The following is a 23,962-nucleotide window of genomic DNA, read 5'->3' on the forward strand; positions in this document are numbered from 1 at the left end:
ATTCTACGGAATTTCACTAGATAAGTCTGTAAAAGAATCAAAAGAGAGCGAGTATGACCCCTGCAATCCACTATTTAACCAAACACAATATTCCTTTCAGCGTTCATGCCTATGAACACGATCCGACTATCCGCGATTTCGGGCATGAAGCCGCAGAAAAGTTGGGATTGTCCGCCGGGCAGACCTTTAAAACATTATTGGTTGCAATCAATGGCGATCAGAAAAAGCTGGCGGTGATGATTATTCCCGTTTCCCATAAACTGAGCCTGAAAAAAGCCGCCAAAGCATTAAACGTGAAAAAAGCGGAAATGGCCGAAATTGAGGCGGCGCAGAAATCTTCCGGCTATCTGGTCGGCGGCATCAGCCCGATCGGACAGAAAAAAGCCCTGCCGACCTTTATCGATCAAAGTGCGGTCGAATGGGATTTGATCTATGTTTCCGGCGGCAAGCGCGGACTGGATCTGGCGTTAACGCCAGCGGATTTGGCACTGGCGACAAAAGGAAATGTTGTTGATTTGCGCGACCAATATTAAACACAAGTGCGGTGCGATACCGCACTTTGGTGCTATTGACGACTGCGTTCCAGCGCTTTTGCCAGTTCGCTTGAGAGGATCATGTAAGTTTGATCCGCCAGATCACGCCGTTCTTTGCCGACGGTATCAATCGCTTGGTAAAACGTCAGCTCAATCACCGCACTTTTCTGTGCCGCCAGATCTTTTAACGACCGCCACAGGCTGACATCACCGTAATATGCCATCGTTTCGTTGCTGCCGCCGTGTTCCGCCGGGTAAAAGCACAACACCGGCCAAACTTTTGCGTCGCCATCGATCGCCGCTTGAAAAAAGCTGCTTTTAAACGGCAGAACCTGCTCGCCGTTGGTTGAGGTGCCCTCCGGAAACAGCGTGATTTGTGCGCCGTTACGCAGTGCGCTCGCCACGCCGTCCACCTTGCCCTGCGTGCCGGCATTTCCGCGCTGGCGAGACACAAACACCGTATCCGCCTGCGCCGCCAAATAGCCGATTATCGGCCATTTGCGCACATCTTCTTTAGCAATAAATTGCCCCGGCAACACCGCATTAATAGCAAAAATATCCAACCATGAAATATGGTTGCAGATAAACATCGTACTTTTGGTTTGCGACAACGGCGGGACATTATGCGCATTCACTTTGATGTTAAAAACATGCAAAATTTGTTGTGACCAACGCTGAATACGTGCCAATTTTTGTTCGGCCGTACAGCGCGGAAACAATAGCAGCATTTGGAAAACACCGCTCATTAAAAAATAGGCGATTAAGGTCAATCGCCAAAAAACAACCACCGAATGCATAAGCCGCCTTATTGAATTTTATCAGTTTTAATTGTAATCAACGACATAAATGCTTCATGTAACGTTCGTCAAGGCGAGTAATCGGCATCATAATCAAAACGTCCGCCGAGTTGAAATCCGGATCCCATGCCGGCTCGCCGCAAATATAAGCCCCGGCACGCAAATAGCCTTTAATCAGTGCCGGCGTCGACACCTCAAGGTCTTGTTTGAGCTTGTCCAGTTGCACCGGATTATGCGGAAACACCCGATATTCCAACGGTGATAAATATTTTTTTTCCAGCTTACGATACAAACTGGCGGCCATATGCCCGCCGTCACTCATGCTGATACTGCCGCAACCGATCATATAAGACAGGTTTTCCAACTGCATGAATTTAATCAAGCCCGACCACAGCAACATCACCACGCCGCCGTTGCGGTAATCTTTATGTACGCAGGCTCTGCCCAACTCGACGGTGCGATCAAATATGTGTTCAATCCGGCTTAAATCAAATTCGCCGGCACTGTACCAGCCGCCGGCTTTGCGTGCGCCTTCGATAGTCAACAGACGATAACAGCCGACAACCCGTCCCGAATCTTCGTCTCTAACAATCAAATGCTGACAATGTTCATCATATTTATCAATGTCCAAGCCGTTGACACTGTTGATTTTCGCACCCATCTCCAATGCGAAAATTTCATAACGAAGACGCTGCGCATCTTCGATTTCGGCTTGAGTGGAAGCCAATGTGACGACCAAACGCTGGTTGTCAATGACATTGTGTTGTTCTATATGATGCTGCAACACACACTCTCCTTACCCAAATATTCGTTCTACTCTAACAATTCAGGGCGTTATCATATCATTCTTGCGTATTTCGTAAAACATTTATTGGCGAGCGGCGGTATAGTAGCAACGAGGGCAATAAAGCAATCAAAATCGCAAAGATAAAATTAAACACAATAAACCGGCACTCTTCTTCACCTAGTCTAACCGGCAACACGAAGCCGCTTTGCAAGCCAAGATGTTGCGAAATCAATTGTGCCGCAACATAGCCGATCACTACGCCAAGCAACATTGCCAAGGCAATCATCACGATCAACGCAAACCAAATCAACAAGAAAATTTTAGCACGCGGCGCACCAAAGATTCGCCATGCAGCAACCTGTTTTTGCCTATTTTGTAGGTACAGTACGATAATCATCAGTAATGCGACGGCAACTAAAATCCGTGTCACAACCGAAACCCATAATAAGACTTCTTTGCCGTCACCTAACACACCATAAACCCGCACTAACACTTCAGCAGGAAACACCGCTTGTGTATGATCGGTTTTATATTGGCTACGCAACTGATACGCACCGGCAAAACTTTGAGGTTTAATCACAATCGCCGATACGCCTAATTCGGCAATTTCATGATCGTGTTCATCTTCATAACCGGGGGGACCATCATGCTCGTGATCATGTTCTTGGTGTACCGCCCAAACACTGGTAATCGGCACTAGTAATGCTTTATCCCAAATACTGCCTTCTTCAGGCAACACGCCCACCACGTTATACACAATCTCATCGTGCGAGTGGTGATTACTTTCACCTAATTGCCCGTGCATCGGTGTAAATGTATCGCCTACATTCAAACCGCTCTTTGCGCCGACAACTGCTTCATAATCTTTTTCAAATACCCGTCCTTCAGCAAGCTGACGCTCACCGCCATCGAGCACAAGTGCGGTATTGGTGCCGACGATCGGCATACGTTGATAATAATCACCGAATGCTAACGGTGCAGCCCAATCGACTAACGGATTCAATTCAATTTCTTTTAAAACCGTGGTGTCCAACAAATTTAATGGTGACGGCTGTAAAAAAACCGTACTTAACACGAGTTGTACTTCACTACCCGGCGCGCCGACTACCAGATCAAAACGATCTGCCGCTTGTGCACTGCCTTCACGCAATGCCCGCTCTTGCAAACCGACGGTAATACTAAGTGCGGTAGAAAGTGCAATCAGCAAAATAATCATCAGACTGCCGAATTTACTTTTTTTAAAGTCAAGCAACAACAATTTCAGCATTAACATACTTATACTCCTTTCCGCTCATCCGCCACGATAACGCCATTTTGTAACCGTAATTGACGTTGCAGTTGATCCGACAAAAATCGGTCATGGGTAGCAACCAACAAAGTACATTGTTCTTTTTCGCTGATTTCCAATAATAAGCGCGCTATATTACGACTATTTTCCGCATCCAAACTTGCCGTCGGTTCATCGGCAATGATCATCTGCGGTTTTGCCAATAATGCTCTGGCAATCGCCACTCGTTGCATTTCCCCACGTGATAATTTAGCCACATCACTGTGTAAGCGAGCCATATTCATTTCAGTCAGCAAGTATTCCGCTCGTTGTTTTATATCTTCTGCGACATGCCAATGACGAAATGCAAACGGCAGCAACACATTTTCCAAAGCGGTCAAGCCGTTAGTCAAATAAAAATTCTGCATCACCATGCCGATATGCTCAAAACGCCAAGTATCACTTGCGGTTGCGGAAAGTGCGGTCAGTTCTTGCCGTCTCCATTTCACCGTACCACTGCCGGGTTTCAATAATCCGCTGATAATGTTTAAAAAAGTACTCTTACCGCAGCCGGAAGGCCCCATCACAGCAACCTGTTGCGCACTCGGAATCGTTAATTGCGGAATGGCTAAAATCGGTTCCGGCAATGCCGGAATATTGACGGTTAAATCACTGATTTCTAACATCCAATCTCCTGTCAAACTCAGAAAGAAAAGCGTGTTTTATAATTTACTGAATTTTGCGTTAGTTATTCTTAGCAAACTGACAAATCCGGTTTCCGGATCAGTCCAAGAACCATACGCCAATTTTCCCGTGACTTTAATCATGGCATTACTCTGGACGAAAGGCTGCTTTTTATCCAAATACACCACGACAATATCTGCCGGCCAATCTGCATCAGACGAACAAAACGGACACAGTGCCATCGGCGCTTTGGTCAAAACAAAAAATTGTGCATCGGCTTTGAGCGGCGGTGCCATAAAGCCGTCCATATCAACAGTCTGATCTTTCAAACTTTTAACTTTTTCGGAAAACTCCATGCCAAGCACTGAAATTTTGCCGTATAGCTCATCAAAGGTCAGATTGGTAGAGGCAAAAGTCGATAGGCTCATCAATAACAATCCTACGCAAAGTAATCCGCGTTTGATACCTTGAAACAAACCAAATTTAAATGAAAAGAGCGGGGTTTCCCCCGCTTTGATTAATTGAATGGTCATGTTCACTCGAATGCCTATTATTTTTTAGCGCTATTGATAGCCAAGCTGTCAACAATCACTTTATAAATATCAGAGTTTTCCATGTAACCACGAATCTCTTCCGAACCGGGACCTTGTGCTTGAATCACGACATCATCAATGGCATGTACGCCGGTTGATTCGCTTTTCGGCAAGATACCGGTACGCAATACCGCCCCCGGAATATCTTTATACGCTTCGTTGGCAACATACTCGTCTTTCTCGTTTTTCAACGCCGGTACGAATTGACCGTCTAATTTCGGACGGAAAGTTTCATAGTAATCCGGATAATTGTTGAAGAACACCGCTAAACGTTTGCTGACATCCAGTTTATCCGGATAGCCGTCACCGTCTTTATCTTCATAGTTCGGATAACCCGCCGCCGCATACACGCCCACTTTTTCACGCATGGCATTGGCATCACCCGGTTTGTCATCATCAACCGTACCGATTAAAGAAATACCGTGAGTATGGTCACCGGTTACGATAATCAAGGTATCCGGATTTTTCTCCGCAAATTCTTGCGCAATTGCGATTGATTTATCCAATAAGATGGTACCCATAATCGCACGTTCCCAATCCAATGGATGTGAGGCTTTATCGATTAATGATGACTCAACTACCAATACAAAGCCGTCTTCATTTTGCGATAACACGTCAAGTGCGGTTTTGGTCATGGTTGTCAGATCCGGTTGATCCGGGAATTTTTTGGTAACACCGTTATCAGTCAAGAAACGACGATCCAATACGGTATCCATGTTGCCGGTGTGAAATAAACCTAACAATTGCTTAGTGTCTTTCGGAATCGAAGTCAATTCAGTATTGTTGGTCACCAATTGGTATCCGTCTTTTTTGAACATTTCCACATAATTCAAATCGTCTTTACGTTTTGAACCCGGTACACTTTGCGGCAAGAAATAGGCAGAACCACCACCCATGATGACATCCGGTTTTACATCGTGGAACATACCGGTGATTTTATCTTTATCTGCACGGCGACGAGTATGGGAAACAACGGCTGCCGGTGTCGCATCTTGAATTTCAGAATCGGTCACCACACCAACGCTTTTGTTGGTTTTACGTTTGATCAATTCACCCAGCGTTTCTTGTTTCGGATGATTCAGGTTATCAACGGAACGGCTGACATATACACCCAACGCATTAATCGCAGATTTATGACCGGTCATGTAAGCACTCATGGTATTAGCACTGTCGGCTGTAATCGCATCGGTGCTTGATGTACCGATAAAACCGGTTACAGGCAAGCTGTCCATTGCCAGTTTGGCATTGGCTTTCCCTTCAGTTATCCCTTTCGATAAAATTCGCGCACCGGTACGATGCGCTACTGACAAACCGTCGCCCAAAAAGAAAATCACATTTTTCGCTTTGGCCACATCCGGTGTTTGATATATCGTCCAATCGACCGCACTTTCTTTGCCGTTTGCTTTGACTTCCACTTTATAATCGCCGGCATCCTGAATGCTGACGTTGCGCAGCCAAAGTGCGGATACATCTTTGCCATCTTCTTTTTCAATAAATTCCACATTGGTATTACCCAATACGTCTTTAAAATCTTTACCGTTGATCTGAATACCGACATCTTCCAGCTTAACAATTTCATCGAATTCTACTTTAAAATCGAATTTTCCGTCTACCATTATGGTCGCACGATCAATCGGATAGATGCTTTGCGCAACTACACTCAACGGCAGGGCAGCTACCATAAATGGCAATAGGTAACGTAACTTCATTTTTGTCTCCTAATCTTTATATAGTAATAAATTGCTTAATTTGCTTCGCCATCACTATACAAAAGAAATATGACAGAAATATGACAATGACCGATTTAAACATGATTACTTCCATCTATTTTTCATTACATCAAGTTTTGGTGTTATGCTAAAATATTCCTTTTTGCAACGAATTCACTGTTATGTGCCTTTCCCGTTCCGCTTCACCCACGGCGACACCGCCCAATATTATTGCTTTTGCATTTTTACTGATGGCTTTTCTGACCGGTATCGGCTCGGCTTTCCAGCTACCGGTTCTCAGCCTGTTTTTATCGCAAGAAGTCGAAGCCGGTCCGCTTGCGGTCGGTTTCTTTTATTCGTTTAACGCAGTGGTCGGCATTGTGATCGGGCAGTTACTGGCAAGCTATTCCGATCGGCATCCGGATCGACGTAAAATCATTTTGCTGTGTTGTCTGATGGCCGCCGCCGGCTACTTGATTTTTGCTTTCAGCCGCAGCTATTACATTTTGATTACCTTTGCCGTTGTCTTGTATGGGCTGGGTTCCGCCGCAAACCCGCAAATTTTTGCCTTCGCCCGCGAATACAGCGAACGCAGCCAAAAGGACGCGGTCATGTTCTCCACCATTATGCGCACCCAGATTTCACTGGCATGGATTGTCGGCCCGCCGTTGGCATTTTCGCTGGCGGTCGGTATGGGGTTTGAATTTTTGTTTTCGCTCGGCGCAGTCACCTTTCTTGCCAGCGGCATTCTGGCCTTTACCCTCTTACCGAAAGTGCGGAAAAGCAATAATTACAGCAATACGGCAAAAACCCAAGCGCCACGTCAAAACCGTCGTGCCACCCTGTTTTTATTTATAACGACTATGCTGATTTTCTGTTGCAACAGCATCTATTTGATCAATATGCCGCTATATGTCATTAAAACCTTACAATTGGAAGAAAAACTGGCGGGAATTCTGATGGGGACTGCCGCCGGGCTGGAAATTCCGATTATGCTGCTCGCCGGCTACCTCACCCGTTATGTCAGTAAAAAAAGCCTGCTGCTGTTCGCCATTGCCTGCGGACTGCTGTTTTATCTCGGCTTGCTGTTTATTGAAAATCCGTGGGGTCTGATTGCGCTGCAACTGCTGAATGCAGTACTGATCGGCATTATCGCCACTATCGGTATGCTCTATTTTCAGGATTTGATGCCGCAACAATTGGGCGCCGCCACTACGCTTTTCACCAATGCGGCAAAAAGCAGTTGGGTGATTGCCGGTCCGATTGCCGGCGCCATTGCCGAAATTTGGGATTATGCATCGGTGTTCTATTTCTGCCTGCTGTTTATTCTGCTGGCGTTTTTCAGTATGTGGAAAGTCAAATCATGTTAAACCAAAGTGCGGTTGCGCCGAATCAAGCCCTAAAAGGACATTTAATCGTGTTCCTCACCATTGTTACTTGGGGAACAACGTATGTCGCAACCAAAGTATTGCTGCAAGATTTTCGCCCGTTGGAAATTTTGGTCATCCGTTTTGTTATCGGTTTTATTGCGCTATACCTGATTTATCCGCGTCGCCTGCCGTTTACCGATTGGCGACAGGAGGGCTATTTTGCCGCCGCCGGATTGAGCGGTATCACACTCTACTTTCTGTTGGAAAATATCGCCCTGCTCTACACTCAGGCAATCAATGTCGGCATTATTATCGCCGTCGCCCCGCTGCTGACCGCACTTTTCAATCTGTTATTTTTAGGCGGTGAAAAACCCTCCGTTCGCTTTTATTCCGGTTTCACCCTGGCCATGATCGGGGTGGTTTTAATTAGCCTGCAAAACAACACTGAACTGCAATTAAATCCATTCGGGGATCTGCTCGCCTTTTTAGCGGCGTTGGTTTGGGCGATTTATTCGATTCTGATGCGAAAGATCAGTGAATTCGGCTACCGCACGTTGCAAACGACACGACGTACGTTTTTCTACGGCTTATTGTTTATGTCGCCGCCGGTGTTTTTGACTGATTTTCAACTTTCGTTTGACAAAATCCTGCGCCCCGACAACCTGCTGAATATCCTGTTTTTAGGCTTGTGCGCCTCTGCAATCTGCTTTGTCAGCTGGAATTATGCGGTCAAAATATTAGGTGCGGTCAAAACCAGCCTGTATATTTATCTGGTACCGGTGATTACGGTGATAAGTGCGGTCTGGATTCTGAATGAAAAACTGACTTGGCTCGCCGCTATCGGGATTGTGTTTACCCTGCTCGGTTTGGCGATATCGGAAAGGAAAAAATAAAACGGCTGCCAAAGCAGCCGTTTTTAATAATTGACATGCAAAGTGCGGTCAACGCCACGCTTTGAACTGATTGATCAACCCATTGGTCGAACTGTCGTGCGAACTGATTTGTTCGTTGTTTTCCAGCTCCGGCAAAATCCGATTTGCCAATTGTTTGCCAAGCTCCACGCCCCACTGATCGAAGCTGAAGATATTGAAAATCACGCCCTGAACAAAGATTTTATGCTCATAAATCGCAATCAGTGCGCCCAAACTGAACGGGGTAATTTTCTGTAACAGAATGGAATTGGTCGGGCGGTTACCTTCAAACACTTTATACGGCACGATATGCGCCACTTCATCCAGCGATTTACCCGCCGCCAGAAACTCTTGCTCGACCACTGTTTTGCTTTTGCCGAAAGCCAGCGCTTCGGTTTGGGCAAAGAAATTCGACAGCAGTTTGGCATGATGATCCGACAACGGATTATGAGTTTGTGCCGGCGCGATGAAATCACACGGAATCCGTTCCGTTCCCTGATGAATCAGCTGATAAAACGCGTGCTGCCCGTTCGTGCCCGGTTCACCCCAAATAATCGGCCCGGTTTGATAATTGACTTTACTGCCGTCGCGGGCGACAAATTTACCGTTGGATTCCATATTGCCTTGTTGAAAATAGGCGGCAAAGCGGTGCATATATTGATCATACGGCAAAATAGCTTCCGATTCGGCGCCGAGAAAATTGCTGTTCCAAATCCCGATTAACGCCAGTGTAACCGGAATATTTTGCTCAATCGGCGTGTGGCGGAAATGTTTATCCATTTCATGTGCGCCGCTCAGCAACTGTTCGAAATTGTCAAAACCGACAGACAAGGCAATCGACAAACCGATCGCAGACCACAACGAGTAGCGGCCGCCGACCCAATCCCAGAACTCAAACATATTGTCGGTGTCGATGCCGAATTCCGCTACCGCTTTGCCGTTGGTGGAAAGTGCGGCAAAATGTTTGGCCACATGCCGCTGATCTTTAGCGCTTGCCAAGAACCAGTCGCGTGCCGACAAGGCGTTGGTCATGGTTTCTTGGGTGGTAAACGTTTTTGAGGCAACCAACACCAAGGTGGTTTCCGGATCGACTTTTTTCAGGGTTTCGGCAATATGCGTGCCGTCGACATTCGAAACAAAGTGCATATTCAGATGGTTTTTATACGGGCGCAATGCTTCGGTCACCATATAAGGGCCCAAATCCGAACCGCCGATACCGATATTGATCACGTCGGTAATCGCTTTTCCGGTGTAGCCTTTCCACTCGCCGCCAATCACCCGTCGGCAAAAATCTTTCATTTTTGCCAGCACCGCATTCACGTCCGGCATCACATCATGACCGTCAACCGACACCGGCGTATTGCTGCGGTTGCGAAGTGCGGTATGCAGCACGGCACGGTTTTCGGTGCGGTTGATTTTTTCCCCGCTGAACATGGCCTCAATCGCTTGCGGCAAAGCGCATTCATTCGCCAGCTGCCGCAATAAAGCCAATGTCTCTTGATTCAGCTGATTTTTAGAAAAATCCACCAGAATTTCATGATTAAAATTCAGGGAGTAGTGCTGAAAGCGGGCGTTGTCCTGTTCGAACAGTTGGGCAATCGTGACAGCTTGCTGCTGTTTTTGGTGCGCTTCCAAAGCCTGCCACGCAGCGGTAGCGGTCGGATTGATATTTTGCATGTTATACCTCATTAGATAAGTTAATTGTATTCCGTAATAACCCGTGGCGTTAATTTGGTTACCAGTTCATAACTAATTACGCCGATATGTTTGGCGATTTCTTCAATCGGTAATCGATTGCCCGTTGAATCTTCGCCCCAAAAAATAACGTCGTCGCCGACTTGAGCCGTACTTTCCGCCCCTAAGTCAACGGTAATCATATCCATGGAAACTTTGCCGACAATCGGCACGCGCCGACCGTTAATCAACACCGGCGTGCCTGCGGGCAGATCACGCGGATACCCGTCGCCGTAACCTAACGCAACCACACCGATTTTGGTATCTGTTCGGCTGACCCAGCTGCCGCCGTAACCGACCGCTTCACCTGCGCTGTGATTACGTACCGCAATCAAACTCGAGCTTAACCTCATCGCCGGTTTCAAGCCGTATTCTGTTGCCAAATGGTCGTTATCCGGTGAAATACCGTACAGGATAATGCCCGGCCGCACCCAATCAAAATGTGAATCCGGCCAGTACAAAATGCCGCTTGACGCCGCTAAACTGCGTTCGCCGCCTTTGCCCTCGGCGGCTTGCAAAAATTGTGCCAGTTGCCGCTCTGAATAACCGCACGCCAACTCTTCGGCACGGCTGAAATGGCTTACGAAATGAATCGGTTGCTGCACGATCGGGCAGGTTTGCAAGCGTTGATGAATATGTTCAACCTGTTGTAACGATACCCCTAAACGGTGCATACCGCTGTCGATTTTAATCCAGACTTTTATTTTTCCGTCTAATATCGAACCGTCCGATACCGCACTTTCCAACGCTTCCAGCTGGTACTCGCTGTGTATCACGGTTTCAATCCGTTTTTCCGCCAACATGGGCAGTTCGTCGCCGTTGAAAAATCCTTCCAACAGTAAAATCGGTTTATGAATGCCCTGTGCACGCAGTGCCAACGCTTCCGACACACGAGCCACGCCGTAGCCGTCAGCCAGTTCTTCAACGACTTTCGCCACCGCCGACATGCCGTGCCCATAAGCATTGGCTTTGACTATCGCCAATACTTTGCTGCCGGGCGCCAATTGCTTCACCCGTTGTAGATTGTGCCGCAAAGCCGCCAATGAAACCGTAGCGGTGGCGGTTCTGATTTTCCTGCTCATGCCTGCTTAATCTTCTTCATTATATTCCGGGCCGGTGTAATTATCAAAACGAGAGAATTGTCCGCGGAACATCAGCCGCACTTTGCCGATCGGGCCGTTCCGCTGTTTCCCGATAATGATTTCGGCAATATTTTTCAATTCGCTGTTTTCATGATACACCTCATCACGATAGATGAACATGATCAAATCGGCGTCCTGCTCAATTGAGCCGGATTCCCGCAAATCGGAATTGACCGGCCGTTTATCGGCACGCTGTTCCAAACTCCGATTCAACTGCGACAAGGCGACCACCGGCACTTCCAGCTCTTTTGCCAACGCTTTCAGTGAGCGTGAAATTTCGGCAATTTCTAAAGTGCGGTTATTATCAAAACCGGGCGCCCGCATCAATTGCAGGTAGTCCACCATGATCATGCTTAAACCGCCGTGATCACGATAAACCCGCCGTGCTCTGGCGCGTAATTCGGTCGGGGTCAGGCCGGAAGAGTCATCGATAAACAGATTAGGCTTATCGCTGAACATTTGCACCGTGCTGTTAATCCGTGCCCAATCGTTTTCATCTTCAATTCTGCCGGTGCGGATTTTAGTTTGATCAACCCGTGACATTGAGGCGAGAATACGCATCATAATTTGATCCGCCGGCATCTCCAAGCTGAATACCAACACCGGTTTACCTTCGCTCATCATCGCATTTTCACACAGATTCATGGCGAATGTGGTTTTCCCCATCGACGGACGGGCAGCCACAATAATCAGATCGGAAGGCTGCAAACCGGCGGTTTTGCGATCGAGTGACGAGAAACCGGTCGAAACGCCGGTAACGCCGTTGTTATTTTTGGATTTGGACAGAAATTCGATTTTATCCAATGTCGTTTCCAGAATAGACAACACATCTTTCGGCCCTTCGTTACTGCCGGTGCGTTTTTCGGCAATCTCGAAAACACTCCGTTCCGCCTCGTCCAAAATTTCCTTAATTTGTTGACCGTTCGGGTTATAACCGCGATCGGCGATTTTATGTGCCGTTGAAATCAACTCACGCAACACCGCCTTTTCACGCACAATATCGGCATACGCCAAAATATTGGCGGCACTGGGCGTATTTTTCGACAATTCGGCAAGATAGGCAAAGCCGCCGACATCATCCAGAATTCCTTTGCTTTTTAGCGCTTGATCTAGGGTAATAATATCTATCGGTTGATTATGGCGCGCCAGATTTTCCATTTCATTGAAAATCAATCGGTGGGCGTAAGTATAGAAATCATCGGCAATCACGTGTTCGGTCACCGGATCCCAATGGGCATTGCTCAACAGCACGCCGCCCAAGACCGCCTGCTCCGCTTCGATAGAATGGGGAGCAGACATGCCCGGCTCGATTTTTTTATCCTTTGTCGCTTCTCTTTCCGAAAATATCGACTTACCGTTCGCCACCTTTGACCACCTGTTATGCTAATATCCCTGCCCGAATTCAGGGGAGCAGTATAGCAAATTATTCCCTCTTTTTTTACTGTCTAACGTAAAAGATCATTCAAGCGCGCAAGAAAAAACCTCTATCGCCGTCAAGCGGATAGAGGTTTCAATCCATAGGCTATACAGCCTAATTTACTTGTATTTTTGCCTGTGTCGGCTCAGAGAACACATGGCTGCTGGCACTGCTGTGTCCGGCGGCGCCCTTACCGTGGAAGTGGTAACGCGACTCCTGCCACTGCACAATTTCAAATGCCGGTTGCGTAACCGCAGACGGTGCTTGTGTCATTTGCACTCGAGTATGAAGTGCGCAGGAATACGTACCGAAACGGCGTGTTTCCTCTTGCTGCGCCTCGCTGACAACCGTTTCAACACGCGGTTTTTCAGCCACTACTGCCGCCACATCCAGCTCTTCGATTTTAAGATTTTGCTGTGGTGTTTCAACAACCGCCGCAAACTCCGTTACGCTCGGCTGAACCGCACTTTGCTCGGTTTGTTGAGCCTGATCCCGTTCGGCATCGGCAACAGAAGCCTGAATTTTCTTCTCGACCGATTCGTTCGCCTGCTGGGTGATAAAGCCTAACGGCTGTACGCTTTTCTCGTTGTCGATAACCACCGCTACCGCCGGGGTGCTCAAACGCTCTTCCGCACTTTCGTCCTGCCGCTGTTCCTGCTGCAATAATTGCTCCACCGGCACGAAAGGCGTGTTTTGCTCCTCACTTTCCGCCGCTTTGGCAACGTATTCGGCTGTCACCCAAACTTTTCCGCTTGCCAGTTCCGGCGAAGCCACTGCCGCAAACAACGGCATCGGCGCACCCGTTTCGTCCTGATTCTGACGGCGACGGCGCTGATTGCCGGTACGCAGATGGCGCGGTAAACGGCGGCGGCGGGAAGTGCGACGGTTATCGTCTTTCTCCGCAACCTGATGTTCGCTGCTCACGTCCGCGTCAATCTGTTGCCGACTTTCCACCAACGGCAGCGCTTGCGGTGCTTCATCACTGACAGGCTGTTGAACCGTTGCTTCGGCTTCCGACACGGCAATATTTTCCGCACCGCCCTCTTCCTGATTCAAACGAACTTTTTTACGTAAATTACGGCGCTCGCGGCGAACGGCAACAGCTTGAGGCTCATTGTCGTCAAAGGCTTTTGCTGACGGCGTATCCTGCAATTCAGTCGCTTCAAGTGCGGTTTCATTGCGTTTACGGCCACGTTGTTGTTTGCCGTTATTGCGTTCACGTTCACTACGGTTTTGCTTATTGTCCGTATCGCCGTTCTCTGCTTTTGATGTGTCGACCACCGCGCTTTTCTTAACGCCGTTTTCCGCTTTCGCCGCACGTTCATTATTGCTGCGATCACTGGTGCGCTCATTACGGCGGCGATTACGGTTTTGACCGCTACGGCGATCGTTGTTGCGACGACGCGAATTGCCGCTTTCCTGCTTTTCTTGCGCTTCTTGCGGCTCGCTACTTTCCGCCGCAAACAGCCCTTTCAACTTTCCGATTAAACGGCTGAACAATGAAACGTCGGCTACGGTCTCCGCTTGCGGCACAGCCGTTGGTGTCGGTGTCGGCGCTGCCGTCGGTATATTCAATTCCCCTGCCGCCGCTTTCTCCAGCACCGACTCAACGGTAACGACCGCACTGTCCGGTTGACGGATCAACAGGTTTTCTTCATGATTGCCGTTCGGCGCATTTTCTTCTTCTTGCGCATAATATTTGCCCAAGTTGTAACTCAGCGTATTATTGCCTTCGCCGTCACGCAGGCGGAATACCGAAAAGTGCGGTGTTTCCATTTGTTCGTTCGGCACCACCACAATTTCGACATCATGCCGTTTCTCAATACTGTAAATCGCTTTACGTTTTTCATTCAACAGGTAAGAGGCGATTTCCACCGGCACGATAGTATGCACCCGTGAGGTGTTTTCTTTCAGCGCTTCCTCTTCCAGCAAACGCAGAATCGACAACGACAACGATTCATTGTCACGCACTTTGCCGGTGCCTTGGCAACGCGGGCAGATGTGATGCGAAGATTCGCCCAGTGACGGGCTCAAACGTTGGCGCGACATTTCCAGCAAACCGAAACGGGAAATACGGCTGATTTGGATACGGGCACGATCCTGACGCACCGCATCACGCATACGGTTTTCCACCTCACGCTGATGGCGGATCGGGGTCATATCGATAAAATCGATGACAATTAAACCGCCCAAATCACGCAGGCGCAATTGACGGGCAATTTCATCAGCGGCTTCTAAATTGGTATTCAGTGCGGTTTCTTCAATATCGCCGCCACGGGTGGAACGTGCCGAGTTGATGTCGATTGCCGTCAACGCTTCGGTCACATCAATCACAATCGAGCCGCCGGACGGCAACCGTACTTCACGCTGAAAGGCGGATTCGATTTGCGATTCGATCTGGTAATGGCTGAACAGCGGCACTTCGCCCTGATACAGTTTAATTCGGTTGATAAAATCCGGGCGAACCAGTTTGATATGCGCCTTGGCTTTTTCATACACTTTGGCACTGTCAATCAGGATCTCGCCGATATCGCGGCGCAGATAATCCCGGATTGCACGCACAATAACATCGCTTTCCTGGTGAATCAAAAACGGCGCCGCACGAGATTCGGAAGCCTGTTTAATGGCGTCCCAATGGTGCAGCAGTACTTTTAAATCCCATTGCAACTCTTCTTGCGATTTGCCGACACCGGCGGTACGCACGATGAGGCCGACACCGTCCGGCACGTCCAGAGAACTCAACGCATCTTTCAGCTCTTGGCGTTCATCGCCCTCGATTCGGCGCGAAATACCGCCGGCACGCGGGTTGTTCGGCATAATCACCAAGTAACTGCCCGCCAGCGAGATGAACGTGGTCAAGGCGGCGCCTTTGTTGCCACGCTCTTCTTTGCTGACCTGCACGATCACTTCCTGCCCTTCCTTCAGCACATCACGGATATTCGGACGACCTTGGAAAGTATAGCCTTCAGGGAAATATTCACGGGCGATTTCTTTCAGTGGGAGAAAACCGTGACGGTCGGTGCCGTAATCGACGAAAGCGGCTTCCAGACTGGGTTCTACACGGGTGATTTTACCTTTGTAAATATTGGCTTTTTTCTGCTCGTGTCCCGGACTTTCAATATCCAGATCAAACAGGCGCTGTCCGTCGACCAGCGCAACACGCAACTCCTCTTTCTGAGTCGCATTGATTAACATTCTTTTCATTGTTTCAAATACTCAATTATTTTTGCTTATTGTTAAACCGATAACCTGCGTACTGGGCTTTATCATCGACCTCATGTCTGTCAGCTACAGTCAATCTCACGACTGTCTATGCCTGGGGTGCATGGATGATATTACCGGGTCACTCTTCTTCCCCGATAAAAACAAAATGTTATTCGTTAAATTTTGCAAGCGGACGAAAGTTATCCGTCGTTATTCCGCACCGATAAACGTCTTACACTGACTGTTGCGTTCCCAAGTGCGGTATTGCCGTCAAACGGCAAATTCTTTTTACTGGAATCCCTGTTTTAAAAACGCTGAAAATACCATTTTTAACCATAAGAAAACGCATCATTATTCCATTTTATCCCTACCGTTGGCAAGGCGGGATTCAATAAATTTGCAGCAAAATCACTTTTATTCTGCCATTTGCGCTGCTTTTCTCTATAATACGGCGTTAATATCCTCGATCAATTTCACGAAAAACAACATCATGATGAAACGACAAGACGAAATAACCCATAGCGTTCGCTTTCAAACCATTAGCGCCGATCAGGCAGGGCAGCGAATTGACAATTATCTGCTCGCACAGCTGAAAGGCGTGCCGAAAAGTATGATTTACCGTATTATCCGCAAAGGCGAAGTACGGGTAAACAAAGGGCGGGTGAAAGCGGAATATAAACTGCAAACCGACGATATAGTGCGGATTCCGCCGGTGAAAACCGCCGCCAAAGAACAAGCGCCGATTTCCGGCAAACTACATCAAGTTTCGCAGCTGGAACAACGGATTCTGTTTGAAGATGAGGTGCTGCTGGTACTGAACAAACCGTCCGGCATGGCGGTGCACGGCGGCAGCGGTTTAAGTTTCGGCGTTATCGAAGCCTTGCGCAGTTTACGGCCGGAAGCCCGTTTTCTGGAATTGGTTCACCGTCTGGATCGGGATACGTCAGGGATTTTATTGGTCGCCAAAAAACGTTCCGCCCTGCGCAGCCTGCACGAACAACTGCGCAACAAAACCATTCAGAAAGAATATCTGGCACTGGTGCGCGGCCAATGGCAATCCCATTGTAAAGTCATTAATGCGCCGCTGAATAAAAACGAACTGGCGAGCGGCGAGCGGATTGTACGGGTGAACGAACAAGGCAAAGCATCGGAAACCCGTTTCAGCGTGCAAGAACGTTACGGACAGGAGGCCACCCTGATTAAGGCAATGCCGGTGACCGGACGCACCCATCAAATTCGGGTACACACCCAATATGCCGGACACCCGATCGCAATGGACAGCAAATACGGCGATCAGGATTTTGATCAAAAAATGCAGGCTGTCGGCTTAAACCGCCTGTTTCTGCACGCCTATGCCATTCGTTTCCAACACCCGCAAAGCGGCGAAACATTGCGCTTAAGTGCCGAAGCGGACAGTGACATGAAAGCGGTGTTACGCCGTTTACGCGAACGATCGCTAGGATAAACGGAGATCAGCATGGCAAAGCGCACGTTACCTAACATCGTGATATTGACCGGCGCCGGCATTTCCGCCGAATCCGGTATCCGCACTTTCCGTGCCGCCGACGGGTTATGGGAAAATCATCGAATCGAAGACGTCGCCACACCGGAAGGCTTCCGCCGCAATCCTGAATTGGTACGGCAGTTTTATAATCAGCGCCGTCGACAATTGCAACAAGCCGAGATTCAGCCGAATGCCGCCCATTATGCATTGGCGGAACTGGAGCGGTTTTTCGGCGAAAATGTACTGTTGGTCACGCAAAATGTCGATAATCTACACGAACGTGCCGGCAGCAAAAATTTGATTCACCTGCATGGCGAACTGCTGAAAGTACGCTGTGTGCATTGTGGTTCGGTGGTGCGGTGGCATAGCGATATCACCGCAAACGATTACTGTAAAACGTGCGGCGGCGGTTTACGCCCGCATATTGTCTGGTTTGGGGAAATGCCGTTCGAGACGGAGCGGATCTACACCGCACTGCAACAATGCGACTATTTCCTTTCCATCGGCACCAGCGGCAATGTTTACCCTGCCGCCGGTTTTGTCGAAGAAGCCAATTTTGCCGATGCCGTCACCGTTGAACTGAACCTTGAACCGAGTAAAAGCGGAACGGCGTTTAAAGAAACCGACTACGGGCCCGCAAGCCAAGTTGTGCCGGCTTATTGCCGCAAGCTAATCGGCCTCGTGTCGGCTTAATTGACGATATAATCCACCGCTCCGACGAATCGGGCGCTTTACCGCACTTTGCCAAATTCGCGGACTGCCGAACAGTGAAAAATGCGTTTTGGCGCGAGTGACCGCAGTGTAGATCAATTCCCGACTTAAAATCGGATTCATAGTCAGCGGCAGAACCAAAGCGGTACGGGCGAATTCGGAACCTTGCGACTTATGCACGGTCATTACAAACGCCGTTTCATGGCTCGGCACACGGCTTGGCGAAATATCACGGTATTGCCCTTCACCGATCTCAAACCAAACCCGACTATTGCCGTGTTTATCGGTCAGCAATAACCCGACATCACCGTTATACAACGCTACCGCCGGATCGTTTTGTAACACCATAATCGGTTTGCCGTGGTACCAATCCTGCCAAAAACGGAATTGCAGCAGCCCTTTTCGGCGCAAGCGTTCACTGACGGCAAGGTTCAACCGTTCGACTCCGAACTCGCCCTGCCGCAGTCCGGTCAACAACCGCACTTGATTAAACGCCTTGAAAACGGCATCAATTTTTTGCGGTTCAAATTCATCCAGCTCGTTCACCAGTCGTAAATACTCGCCGTACCAAACACTTGCCTGCTGTAAAATCAGATTGACCGCTGCTAAAGTGCGGTTTTTCATCGTCGGCTCATTGCTGAACACGCCCTCCGTCGCCAACGGCGGCTGCGGATATTCATAACAACTTAAATCCTGAAAGCGTTCAAAACAGGACCAGCCGTTTGCGTCGCCGCTGTTGACACTGTCGGCTAACGCTTTAATGCCGGAATCTTCGCTGAAACGGTAGCTTTTCCGTAGGAAACACAGACAATCCCGAATCGGCTCGCCTGTGGGTCGTGCCGATAACGACTGCCCCGTTACCTGCTGCAAATAGGCGCAATGTTCGGGACTGTAACCTTGCGGCAAAAATTTACACAGCTCCGCCATAACCGCACCGACTTCCACCGAAGTCAATTGATCTTTGTCCCCCAACAAAACCAAACGAGTCTGCGGCGACAACGAATTCAGTAATTTGGCAAACAGGTTTAAATCCACCATTGAAGCCTCGTCCACCACCAATAAATCCAGCGGTAGCGGATTGGTTTGATGATACCGCACTTGTTCGTTTCGGGCGTTCGTTCCCAACAGGCGGTGCAGCGTTGTCGCCTGTAGCGGAATTTGTCCTTTCAATTGCAACGACACCGCACTTGGAAATTGCGCCAGCGTATGGCCGATCGACTCGCTCAAACGTGCCGCCGCTTTACCGGTCGGCGCCGTCAGTGCAATTTTCAGTGGGGCTTGCCGTAACTGTTGCTGCTGCCATTGCAATGTCAACAGCAGGCTGCAAACGGTTCGGGTTTTACCGGTGCCGGGACCGCCCGAGATCAGGCTGAAGGAATGCCGAAGTGCGGTTGCCACCGCCATTTTCTGCCAATCGATCTGCCCTTGCGGTTCACTCGGAAAAAGCTGCTGTAAAAATAATGCCAGTTTTGGGGTATCAAGTTGCGGCGGGCGCTGTTGTAAGCGCTGTAACAAACATTGCGCAATTTGTTGTTCGTCATATCGGTTGCGAAACAGATAAAGCAGACCGTTCGCCCAAATTAACGGTGCCGGCGGCCCACCGCTATGCGTAAACGCGATGTGCCGTTGCAGCAATTGCTGCCATTGATTCGGACGAATGTCCGCCAGTTTTTGCTGAATACGCCATAACTGTTGTCGCTGTTCCGGCTGCATTGCCAAATCAAAAAAATTGCCGTTTTCAAAATGTTTCGGATCGAGACAGGTACTGCCGTTTTGGCTGTAGTAACTGGATAATGCCGCCAGTAACACCGCCAAATCGGCAATCGGCTGCGGATAGCGATACGGCTGTTGTTTCCGGGCAATCAGGCAGGCAAAGCGGAAATCCAACCGGCTTATCACCTCCGCTTGTTCGAGTTGCTGTAGAATCGTTATCATTGTCCTGCCAATACCTTATCCAATCCGTCAATCAGTTGCCATTGCGGCTTGTTAAAATAAACGCCGCTGTCATTGCCGACACCGTCCATGCCGCGCAAAAACAGATAGTACACACCGCCAAAATCACGTTGATAATCGTAATCGGGGTCACGCCGTTTTAAATAACGGTGCAGTGCCACGGTATAAATCAAATACTGTAAATCATAACGGTGATACGCCACCACACGGCGCAATATCGCCGGTAAATAGGCTTGATAGCCCTCGCCCAAAAAATTGGATTTATAATCCATCAGGTAATATTTGCCGTCAATACGGCATACCAAATCGATAAAACCGCGCAGCATACCTTTGATGCTGTCGAGCTGCAACGGCGCTTGCTCCGCCGCCGGCGGATGGTATTGCTGCAATAGTCGGTTTAACGTGTGCATATTCAACGGACGATCGACACTGATCATAAATGCCATTTCTTTCAGGCAGTCCGCCGCAGTTAACCTGTCGAGGCGCACGCTTTGCCGTAAATCCAGCGGAGTGCGGTAAATCTGTTGTAACCACTGTTGCAACGGCGATTGCCAACTTTCCGACGCCAAATCCAATTGTCGGCAAAGTGATAACAGTGTCTCCGCGTCAGGCGGACGGGCAAAATCGGCATAGCGTAGAAAATCATGCAGAATATTGCCCACTCTCGCCCCTTGCGGCAATGTGAACGGGTTTTGCGCCTGCATTTGCCACTGTTTCAAATCCGGCATGGCGACATCGGCATTCTCCGACAACAGCGCATATTCGGGCAGTTCGCCGTCATCATCGTATGCGCTGTCGAGATATGCACTGCTTTTTCCGGCATATTCCGCCTGATCCAATCGAGTACGGTTTTGGTTACGTTGTTGCATGGCGGCAAGCGCGGTAAAACTGCTGACCCGCCAGTTATGCTCGATCCTGCCGCCAAATACGGCGGCCTGCAATACTTGTTGCCGCGCTTCCGCCGCCCGCCACTCGTCAGCCTGTAATGCAGAAAGTGCGGTCAGTCGGTATTCCGATTGATCTAACCGTTGCGACAGAATCGTTGCGGTTACAAATTCAACATTGCTTTTCGGCGCTAACGCCATTTCCTGCGGCGATAACAAATACGCCAGCGGATTCCAGTCCGACTTCAGCCCGATCTGCGACGGAAAACCGATATTCAGCTGATAGCGGGCGCGGGTCAGCGCCACATACAGCAAGCGCAACGCTTCCGCCATATTTTCTTTCAAACTATCCGCTTGATGGGCTGATGTCAGATCATAATACAGTTGGTTTTTTTCATCATGATAACGGGTCAAACGCGAACTTTTGCGTGGTTGAAGCTGCCCCCGCCCCAAAAACGGTAGCCAGACCACCCCGTATTCCAACCCTTTCGATTTATGCACCGTCACGATTTTGACCAAATTCCGCTCGCTTTCCAGCCGCAACCGCACTTCGTCCGCTTCCGGATTATGCAAACGAACGGTCTGCTCAAACCAACTCAACAGCGCATATTCATTTTCATTGAGGCTTGCCCCTTGCTGTAGAAATTCGGCCAAATGCAGAATATCGGTAACCGCCCTTTCACCGTCCGCCATCGCCAGCAATTTCGGCACCAGTTTCTGCTGCTGCAAAATACAGTGGATCATCGGCAACACGCCCTGTGTCTGCCAAATGCGGCGATATCGGGTAAAATCCTTGATTCGGCTTTCCCATGCTTTTTCATCTTGCCGCAAGCGAAATAATTCTGCCGCATCGAAATGGAACAATCGACTCGCCAACACGGTCATCACTGCATTTTCCTGCTGCGGATTCAAACAGGCGTACAATAAATAGACGATCACCTGCGCCCATTCGCTGTCCAATACCGAGCTGCGATCGGAGAGGTACACGCTCTGAATACCCAATACCGCCAAAGCAGACTTGATGCTCGCCGCCTCTTTTTTATTGCGCACCAACACCGCCAAGTCTTTCGCCTGTAATGAAACCGTCGGGTCATCAAACGTTAGTTGCTGTCGTTCAATCGCCTTCAGCCACTGCTGAACCGACACCGCACACGCCGCGGCCATGTCCGCCTTATCGTCATCGTTGATGATGAAATTGAGCGGTGGCTGCAAAACACCGTTGAGGTGCAACAATGTTGCTTTTTTACCGGCGTTCACCGGTTGAAAACGAATTTGCGAATACACAAACGGATTTTGTGCGCCGGCAAACAATTTGTTTACCGCGCCAATCAATGCCGGCGTGGATCGCCAGTTGGTATCCAGCGTAAAACGTTGTACCGCACTTTCCGCCGCCGCCAGATAGGTGAAAATATCCGCATTACGAAAGGCATAAATCGACTGCTTCGGATCGCCGATCATAATCATGCCGCTGTCGCCGCTGTTCGGCTGATCGATATACAGCCGTTTGAAAATGTGATACTGCTCGATGTCGGTATCCTGAAACTCATCAATCATCGCAAACGAAAACTGGCGGCGGATCAACTGCGCAAGGCTTCGTCCGTTTTCCGCGTAAAGTGCGGTTTTTAAACGACTGAGCAAATCGTCGAAGCTCACTTCCTTATGTCCGGCTTTGTAGCTTTCCAACTTAGCCCGCACGCCGTTGATATAGTGCCAGTAAAGGATTTTTTGATAAAATTCGAGGTCGGTTTGTGCCAGTTGATCGACTCGGGCAAAAAGCGGGTGGCTGATTTTCGCGTCACCTTTGGTTTTCTGATCCAGATTTTGTTGCGAAAAATAAAACGCCAACTTGTCATGCAGGACAATCTCATCACTCTGCGCCCACCGTTGAATCGACTCCATCGCCGGCAAAACAAAGCGCGGCTGATAACGCCGTCCGTCCAGCCGTTTATCTTTTTTGCGCGCCATTTCCGCCGTTATCAGGCTTTGAATATCATCATACGCTTCTCGCCAAGCGGCTTTCAGCACCGAAATCTGCTCTGCATAAACGCTCAGGTGTTGTTGTAAAAACGTATTTAAATCGCCCTGATAGGCAAGCGGCAACCGCACTTGCGGCATTTCGCCGCTTAATTCGAATTTGATCGTCTCGAACACCGCCTGCGGCGATTTCAAGTTCTGGCGGATAAAACGGCTGACCGGCAAATTTTGCGGATAATAATTTTCACGCCAGTATTCACGGCAAAAACGCAATAACAGTTCATCATGTTGCGGCATCATTTCCAGATTGAAATGCACGCCCGAATCGAATGCATACCGCATTAGCATACGATAACAAAAACCGTGAATAGTAAAAATCGCCGCCATGTCCATATTTTGCTGTGCCATATCCAGCCGTAAAACCGCACTTGGCAAATCCGCTTTTACCGCTTGGTACAGTTCCGACACAAACGGATCGTCGCTTGGCGGCAGCGCCGATTGTCGGTTCATCGCCTCGCTAAACAGCGCCTTTATTTCAACGATTCGTTGTCGGATCCGATCTTTCAGTTCCTGCGTGGCGGCTTCGGTGAAGGTCATCACCAAGATCTCCTCCACCGTCAAAGCGCGGTTCAAGCCGTTCTGTCCGGCATTGAGCAGCAGCCTGAGGTATAAGGCAACCATGGTATAGGTTTTGCCCGTTCCGGCAGAGGCTTCGATCAAGGAAACCGTATTCAGCGGGTGGGTTATCGGATTGAGTTTTTGCATACGGTCCGTATCATTATTGCAGT

At 49.0% G+C, this 23,962-nt stretch carries 18 protein-coding genes; 6 read left to right on the forward strand and 12 right to left on the reverse strand.

From position 1 onward, the window contains the following. The first annotated feature begins 53 nt into the window (after nt 1–53). Nucleotides 54–533 (forward strand): Cys-tRNA(Pro) deacylase, encoded by a 480-nt coding sequence (gene ybaK / locus OA57_RS04670; RefSeq protein WP_034614072.1) that lies wholly within the window; start codon nt 54–56, stop codon nt 531–533. 32 nt (nt 534–565) lie between these two features. Here the strand turns inward: ybaK and OA57_RS04675 are convergent, their stop codons facing one another. The 6 genes from OA57_RS04675 to OA57_RS04700 are packed head-to-tail and all read right to left on the reverse strand — an operon-like array spanning nt 566 to nt 6,370. Further along, nucleotides 566–1,330, reverse strand: coding sequence for a lysophospholipid acyltransferase family protein (locus OA57_RS04675; protein ID WP_034614076.1), 765 nt, complete (start codon nt 1,328–1,330; stop codon nt 566–568). 37 nt (nt 1,331–1,367) lie between these two features. Further along, nucleotides 1,368–2,117: a GNAT family N-acetyltransferase gene (locus OA57_RS04680; RefSeq protein WP_052122375.1), complete on the reverse strand. Its 750-nt coding sequence runs from the start codon at nt 2,115–2,117 to the stop codon at nt 1,368–1,370. A 55-nt stretch (nt 2,118–2,172) separates the two neighbouring features. Next, nucleotides 2,173–3,390 (reverse strand): FtsX-like permease family protein, encoded by a 1,218-nt coding sequence (locus OA57_RS04685; protein ID WP_052122376.1) that lies wholly within the window; start codon nt 3,388–3,390, stop codon nt 2,173–2,175. Between the two features lie 2 nt (nt 3,391–3,392). Beyond that, on the reverse strand, nt 3,393–4,070 hold the full coding sequence (locus OA57_RS04690) for an ABC transporter ATP-binding protein (RefSeq protein WP_034614078.1): 678 nt from the start codon (nt 4,068–4,070) through the stop codon (nt 3,393–3,395). A gap of 36 nt (nt 4,071–4,106) precedes the next feature. Next, nucleotides 4,107–4,601, reverse strand: a complete 495-nt coding sequence (locus OA57_RS04695) for a hypothetical protein (protein ID WP_235424631.1) — start codon at nt 4,599–4,601, stop codon at nt 4,107–4,109. Between the two features lie 17 nt (nt 4,602–4,618). Beyond that, a complete protein-coding gene (locus tag OA57_RS04700) occupies nt 4,619–6,370 on the reverse strand; it encodes an alkaline phosphatase (RefSeq protein WP_034614081.1) in 1,752 nt (583 codons plus the stop codon). A gap of 182 nt (nt 6,371–6,552) precedes the next feature. Here OA57_RS04700 and OA57_RS04705 point away from each other — a divergent pair, with 182 nt between their 5' ends. Then, the gene (locus tag OA57_RS04705; RefSeq protein ID WP_052122377.1) at nt 6,553–7,740 is read left to right on the forward strand and encodes an MFS transporter; all 1,188 of its coding nucleotides are present in this window, start codon (nt 6,553–6,555) and stop codon (nt 7,738–7,740) included. Continuing rightward, a complete protein-coding gene (locus tag OA57_RS04710) occupies nt 7,734–8,633 on the forward strand; it encodes a DMT family transporter (RefSeq protein WP_034614084.1) in 900 nt (299 codons plus the stop codon). The genes OA57_RS04705 and OA57_RS04710 overlap by 7 nt, the downstream gene beginning before the upstream one ends. A 48-nt stretch (nt 8,634–8,681) precedes the next feature. Here OA57_RS04710 and pgi read toward each other — a convergent pair whose 3' ends face one another. The 4 genes from pgi to rne form a co-directional block, all read right to left on the reverse strand. After that, on the reverse strand, nt 8,682–10,328 hold the full coding sequence (gene pgi / locus OA57_RS04715; protein ID WP_034614089.1) for a glucose-6-phosphate isomerase: 1,647 nt from the start codon (nt 10,326–10,328) through the stop codon (nt 8,682–8,684). Nucleotides 10,329–10,348: 20 nt separating this feature from the next. After that, nucleotides 10,349–11,467: an alanine racemase gene (alr, locus tag OA57_RS04720; RefSeq protein ID WP_034614093.1), complete on the reverse strand. Its 1,119-nt coding sequence runs from the start codon at nt 11,465–11,467 to the stop codon at nt 10,349–10,351. Nucleotides 11,468–11,473: 6 nt separating this feature from the next. Then, a complete protein-coding gene (locus OA57_RS04725; RefSeq protein WP_268746704.1) occupies nt 11,474–12,874 on the reverse strand; it encodes a replicative DNA helicase in 1,401 nt (466 codons plus the stop codon). 184 nt (nt 12,875–13,058) lie between these two features. After that, nucleotides 13,059–16,148, reverse strand: coding sequence for a ribonuclease E (gene rne / locus OA57_RS04730; protein WP_034614109.1), 3,090 nt, complete (start codon nt 16,146–16,148; stop codon nt 13,059–13,061). 183 nt (nt 16,149–16,331) lie between these two features. Between rne and OA57_RS12895 the strand changes: the two genes are divergently transcribed. From OA57_RS12895 to cobB, 3 genes are all read left to right on the forward strand, one after another. Next, nucleotides 16,332–16,457: a hypothetical protein gene (locus OA57_RS12895; protein WP_268746699.1), complete on the forward strand. Its 126-nt coding sequence runs from the start codon at nt 16,332–16,334 to the stop codon at nt 16,455–16,457. Between the two features lie 181 nt (nt 16,458–16,638). After that, nucleotides 16,639–17,613 carry a 23S rRNA pseudouridine(955/2504/2580) synthase RluC gene (gene rluC, locus OA57_RS04735; RefSeq protein ID WP_034614111.1) on the forward strand — a complete coding sequence of 325 codons (975 nt, stop codon included), beginning with the start codon at nt 16,639–16,641 and terminating at the stop codon, nt 17,611–17,613. A gap of 12 nt (nt 17,614–17,625) precedes the next feature. After that, a complete protein-coding gene (cobB, locus tag OA57_RS04740; protein ID WP_034614114.1) occupies nt 17,626–18,345 on the forward strand; it encodes a Sir2 family NAD+-dependent deacetylase in 720 nt (239 codons plus the stop codon). On the opposite strand, the gene recD is transcribed toward cobB, so the two are convergent. Together recD and recB are read right to left on the reverse strand one after the other, a co-directional pair. Then, entirely contained in the window at nt 18,322–20,298 is a 1,977-nt protein-coding gene (recD, locus tag OA57_RS04745) for an exodeoxyribonuclease V subunit alpha (protein WP_034614116.1), read from the reverse strand. The genes cobB and recD overlap by 24 nt on opposite strands. Further along, nucleotides 20,295–23,939, reverse strand: a complete 3,645-nt coding sequence (recB, locus tag OA57_RS04750) for an exodeoxyribonuclease V subunit beta (protein ID WP_034614117.1) — start codon at nt 23,937–23,939, stop codon at nt 20,295–20,297. The genes recD and recB overlap by 4 nt, the downstream gene beginning before the upstream one ends. Nucleotides 23,940–23,962 lie beyond the last annotated feature (23 nt).

The sequence above is a fragment of the Chelonobacter oris genome, from assembly GCF_000772535.1.
Taxonomy (GTDB): Bacteria; Pseudomonadota; Gammaproteobacteria; order Enterobacterales; family Pasteurellaceae; genus Chelonobacter; species Chelonobacter oris.

What these genes read in the sequence shown, in the direction of transcription:
- alr (WP_034614093.1), bottom strand. Translation starts at nt 11,467, where the DNA reads ATGAGCAGGAAAATCAGAACCGCCACCGCTACGGTTTCATTGGCGGCT.
- OA57_RS04705 (WP_052122377.1), top strand. Translation starts at nt 6,553, where the DNA reads ATGTGCCTTTCCCGTTCCGCTTCACCCACGGCGACACCGCCCAATATT.
- OA57_RS04700 (WP_034614081.1), bottom strand. Translation starts at nt 6,370, where the DNA reads ATGAAGTTACGTTACCTATTGCCATTTATGGTAGCTGCCCTGCCGTTG.
- rne (WP_034614109.1), bottom strand. Translation starts at nt 16,148, where the DNA reads ATGAAAAGAATGTTAATCAATGCGACTCAGAAAGAGGAGTTGCGTGTT.
- ybaK (WP_034614072.1), top strand. Translation starts at nt 54, where the DNA reads ATGACCCCTGCAATCCACTATTTAACCAAACACAATATTCCTTTCAGC.
- OA57_RS04690 (WP_034614078.1), bottom strand. Translation starts at nt 4,070, where the DNA reads ATGTTAGAAATCAGTGATTTAACCGTCAATATTCCGGCATTGCCGGAA.
- recB (WP_034614117.1), bottom strand. Translation starts at nt 23,939, where the DNA reads ATGCAAAAACTCAATCCGATAACCCACCCGCTGAATACGGTTTCCTTG.
- rluC (WP_034614111.1), top strand. Translation starts at nt 16,639, where the DNA reads ATGATGAAACGACAAGACGAAATAACCCATAGCGTTCGCTTTCAAACC.
- OA57_RS04685 (WP_052122376.1), bottom strand. Translation starts at nt 3,390, where the DNA reads ATGTTAATGCTGAAATTGTTGTTGCTTGACTTTAAAAAAAGTAAATTC.
- pgi (WP_034614089.1), bottom strand. Translation starts at nt 10,328, where the DNA reads ATGCAAAATATCAATCCGACCGCTACCGCTGCGTGGCAGGCTTTGGAA.
- OA57_RS04695 (WP_235424631.1), bottom strand. Translation starts at nt 4,601, where the DNA reads ATGACCATTCAATTAATCAAAGCGGGGGAAACCCCGCTCTTTTCATTT.
- OA57_RS04675 (WP_034614076.1), bottom strand. Translation starts at nt 1,330, where the DNA reads ATGCATTCGGTGGTTGTTTTTTGGCGATTGACCTTAATCGCCTATTTT.
- OA57_RS04710 (WP_034614084.1), top strand. Translation starts at nt 7,734, where the DNA reads ATGTTAAACCAAAGTGCGGTTGCGCCGAATCAAGCCCTAAAAGGACAT.
- recD (WP_034614116.1), bottom strand. Translation starts at nt 20,298, where the DNA reads ATGATAACGATTCTACAGCAACTCGAACAAGCGGAGGTGATAAGCCGG.
- cobB (WP_034614114.1), top strand. Translation starts at nt 17,626, where the DNA reads ATGGCAAAGCGCACGTTACCTAACATCGTGATATTGACCGGCGCCGGC.